Source organism: Ramlibacter sp., assembly GCF_028292805.1.
Classification (GTDB): Bacteria; Pseudomonadota; Gammaproteobacteria; order Burkholderiales; family Burkholderiaceae_C; genus Ramlibacter.
In genome coordinates, this window is the sequence record NZ_JAQGLS010000167.1 from 1 (window position 1) to 3,564 (window position 3,564).

Genomic DNA, 3,564 nt, shown 5'->3' on the forward strand with positions numbered 1-3,564 from the left:
GCAAACGGCGCTGGCTGCTGGCGGCTGCGGCCGGCGGCGCGGCGCTGGCTGGCGCTGGCGTCGGCCTGTGGCGCACCCGGGTCGGCCCCGCCGACGACGAGGCAGTGCGCGCCTTGTGGAGCCTGAGCTTTGCTACGCCGCAGGGCGCGAGCCTGTCCATGGCCAGCTTGCGGGGCCGGCCGCTGCTGCTGAACTTCTGGGCGACTTGGTGCCCGCCGTGCGTGGAAGAAATGCCGCTGCTCGATGCATTCTTCCGGCAACAGGCGGCCAACGGCTGGCAAGTCGTCGGACTTGCGATCGACCAGCCCAGCGCCGTGCGCACTTTCCTGCGCCGCACGCCGGTCACGTTTGAGATCGGCCTGGCTGGCCTGGACGGCACCGCGCTCGGTCAGGGCCTGGGCAACGTCAGCGGCGGCTTGCCCTTCACCGTCGTGCTCGACGGCGCCGGCAAAGTGCGCGAGCGTAGAATGGGCCGGGTCACGGAGTCCGACCTGCAAGCCTGGAGCCGGATCCGCTGACGCCAACACCGGCCTTTTGCAAAACGTTCCGGCCACCGGACGCACCCTTCCAGCTGAGCGTGTGAGAAATATTTAGAGATATTTCGCGCCAGAAGGAAGAGGTAAGCGAGTTTTGCGGTAAATTCGCGTTCCTCTCAAAACGAGGTTGGAGACCACCCCATGGATTTGCGCAAACTCAAGACACTGATCGACCTGGTGTCGGAATCCAACGTCTCGGAACTCGAAATCACCGAAGCCGAAGGCAAGGTCCGCATCGTCAAGGGCGGGCCCGGCATGGCACAAGGCTATGCCGCGCCGATGCAGCAGCAAGCCGCTCCGGTCGCCCCGGCGCTGGCGCCGGTCGCAGCGCCCGTGCCCGAGGCGCCCACCGGCCACGCCGTGAAGTCGCCGATGGTCGGCACGTTCTACCGGGCTTCCGCGCCCGGCGCCAAGTCGTTCGTCGAAGTGGGCAGCCAGGTCAAGGAAGGCGAGACCATCTGCATCATCGAGGCGATGAAGATCCTCAACGAGATCGAGGCCGACAAGGCCGGCACCGTCACCCAGATCCTGTGCGAGAACGGCCAGGCGGTCGAATACGGCCAGCCGCTGTTCATGATCGAATAAGCATGTTCAAGAAGATCCTCGCTGCCAACCGCAGCGCCCGCGCCTTCGGCGCGGTTCCGCTTCTGCGCGTCGCGATTCATCGCGGAGGGCGCGATGTTTAAGAAGATCCTGGTCGCCAACCGCGGCGAGATCGCGTTGCGGATCCAGCGCGCCTGCCGCGAGTTGGGCGTCAAGGCCGTCATGGTTTATTCGGAGGCCGACCGCGACGCCAAGTACGTCCGGCTGGCGGAAGAGGCCGTCTGCATCGGGCCGGCGCCCTCGGCATTGAGCTACCTGAACATGCCCGCCATCATCTCGGCCGCCGAAGTGACGGACGCCGAGGCGATCCACCCCGGCTACGGCTTCCTTTCCGAGAACGCCGACTTCGCCGAGCGGGTGGAGAAAAGTGGCTTCCAGTTCATCGGGCCCACGCCGGAGAACATCCGCACCATGGGCGACAAGGTCTCGGCCAAGCAGGCCATGATCAAGGCCGGCGTGCCTTGCGTGCCCGGCTCCGAAGGCGAGCTGCCGGACAACCCGGCCGAGGTGCGCCGCATCGCCAAGTCGGTCGGGTATCCGGTCATCATCAAGGCGGCCGGCGGCGGCGGCGGGCGCGGCATGCGCGTGGTCCATACCGAGGCGGCGCTGATCAACGCAGTGCAGATGACCAAGGCCGAGGCCCAGGCGGCGTTCGGCAATCCGGCCGTGTACATGGAGAAGTTCCTCCAGAACCCGCGCCATGTCGAGATCCAGATCCTGGCCGACAAGCACAAGAACGCCGTCTACCTGGGCGAGCGCGACTGCTCCATGCAGCGCCGTCACCAGAAGGTGATCGAGGAAGCGCCGGCGCCGGGCATCCCGCGCAAGGCGATCGAGAAGATCGGCGAGCGCTGCACCGCCGCCTGCCGGCGCATCGGCTACCGCGGCGCCGGCACCTTCGAGTTCCTGTACGAGAACGGCGAGTTCTATTTCATCGAGATGAACACGCGGGTGCAGGTGGAGCACCCGGTGACCGAGCTGATCACCGGCGTCGACATCGTGCGCACGCAGATCCAGGTGGCGGCCGGCGAGAAGCTGCCGTTCAAACAGAGCGACATCCAGATCCGCGGCCACGCAATCGAGTGCCGGGTGAACGCAGAGGATCCGTACAAGTTCATCCCGTCGCCGGGCCGGATCACGTTGTGGCACGCCCCCGGCGGCCCGGGCGTGCGGGTCGACTCGCACGTGTACCACAACTACTTCGTGCCGCCGAACTACGACTCGATGATCGGCAAGATCATCGTGCACGGCGACACGCGCGAGCAGGCGTTGGCCCGCATGCGCACGGCGCTGGCCGAGACGGTGGTCGAGGGCATCAACACCAACATCCCGCTGCACCGCGAGCTGATGGTGGACGCCAAGTTCATGGCCGGCGGCACCAACATCCACTACCTCGAAGAGTGGCTCTCCCACCACAAGAGGTAGGCGGCGTGCACGAACTGCGCCTGCTCTGCCCCGAAGACAGCGTCGAGGCGGTCGGCGAAGCGCTGGAGGCGCTCGACGCGCTGAGCGTTTCCGTCGAGGACGCCGATGCCCGCACGCCGGCCGAACAGGCGCTGTTCGGCGAGCCGGGCATGCCGCCGCCCAGGGAGGGCTGGCAGCGCTCGCTGCTGGTGGCGCTGTTCGCCGGGCAAGCGCAGGCAGCGGAGGCCGCACGCCTGCTGCCGGCACAGGATTTCTTCGGCGGCTGCGAGCTGCTGGGGATGGCCGAGGTGCCGGAGCAGGACTGGGTGCGCCTGACGCAGTCGCAGTTCGAGCCGGTGCAGGTCACGCCGACATTCTGGATCGTTCCCACCTGGCATGAACCGCCGGCGCAGGCGCGCGAGGTGATCCGCCTCGACCCCGGGCTGGCCTTCGGCACCGGCACCCACCCGACCACACGCATGTGCCTGCGCTGGATCGCCGGCCATCCGCCTCGGGATCGGCGCGTGCTGGACTACGGCTGCGGCTCCGGCATCCTGGCGATCGGCGCGGCCAAGTTCGGCGCTGCCGGCGTCGACGCGGTCGACATCGACGAAGCCGCGGTGCGGGCCACCCAGGCCAATGCCGCGGCCAATGACGTGGTGCTGGCCGCCGGTCTGCCCGACCGCGCCAGCGGCAGCTATGACCTGGTGCTGGCCAACATCCTGGCGACGCCGCTGAAGATGCTGGCGCCCCTGCTGTGGGCCCACGTGGCGCCGGGCGGCGCCCTGGTGCTGGCCGGCATCCTGGCGCGCCAGGCCGACGAGCTCAAGGCTGCTTACGCGCCGTACTGCCGTCTCGAAGTGAGCGACGAGGAAGACGGCTGGATCCTGATGACGGCCCGGTGCTAGGCGGCTTGCCTACAATCCAGACCTCATGAGTCTGATCACCAGCTGCCCTGCTTGCGGAACGATGTTCCGCGTCGTGCCGGACCAGCTGAAGATCTCCGAAGGCTGGGTGCGCT

The 3,564-nt window shown here is 67.7% G+C and carries 5 protein-coding genes; all 5 read left to right on the forward strand.

Annotation, left to right across the window (positions count from 1 at the left end):
- On the forward strand, nt 1-518 hold a 518-nt coding region (locus JWP65_RS10480; protein WP_299763428.1), incomplete at its 5' end, for a TlpA disulfide reductase family protein.
- 159 nt (nt 519-677) lie between these two features.
- On the forward strand, nt 678-1,121 hold the full coding sequence (gene accB / locus JWP65_RS10485) for an acetyl-CoA carboxylase biotin carboxyl carrier protein (RefSeq protein WP_299763430.1): 444 nt from the start codon (nt 678-680) through the stop codon (nt 1,119-1,121).
- Nucleotides 1,122-1,214: 93 nt separating this feature from the next.
- Nucleotides 1,215-2,564, forward strand: a complete 1,350-nt coding sequence (accC, locus tag JWP65_RS10490; RefSeq protein ID WP_299763432.1) for an acetyl-CoA carboxylase biotin carboxylase subunit — start codon at nt 1,215-1,217, stop codon at nt 2,562-2,564.
- 5 nt (nt 2,565-2,569) lie between these two features.
- A complete protein-coding gene (gene prmA, locus JWP65_RS10495) occupies nt 2,570-3,451 on the forward strand; it encodes a 50S ribosomal protein L11 methyltransferase (RefSeq protein ID WP_299763434.1) in 882 nt (293 codons plus the stop codon).
- A gap of 25 nt (nt 3,452-3,476) precedes the next feature.
- Nucleotides 3,477-3,564 (forward strand): zinc-ribbon domain-containing protein (locus tag JWP65_RS10500; RefSeq protein WP_299763436.1); only part of this gene is annotated, 88 nt, incomplete at its 3' end.

Bases quoted from the DNA above. Each gene is read 5' to 3' on its own strand.
- accB (WP_299763430.1), top strand. From the start codon at position 678: ATGGATTTGCGCAAACTCAAGACACTGATCGACCTGGTGTCGGAATCC.
- accC (WP_299763432.1), top strand. From the start codon at position 1,215: ATGTTTAAGAAGATCCTGGTCGCCAACCGCGGCGAGATCGCGTTGCGG.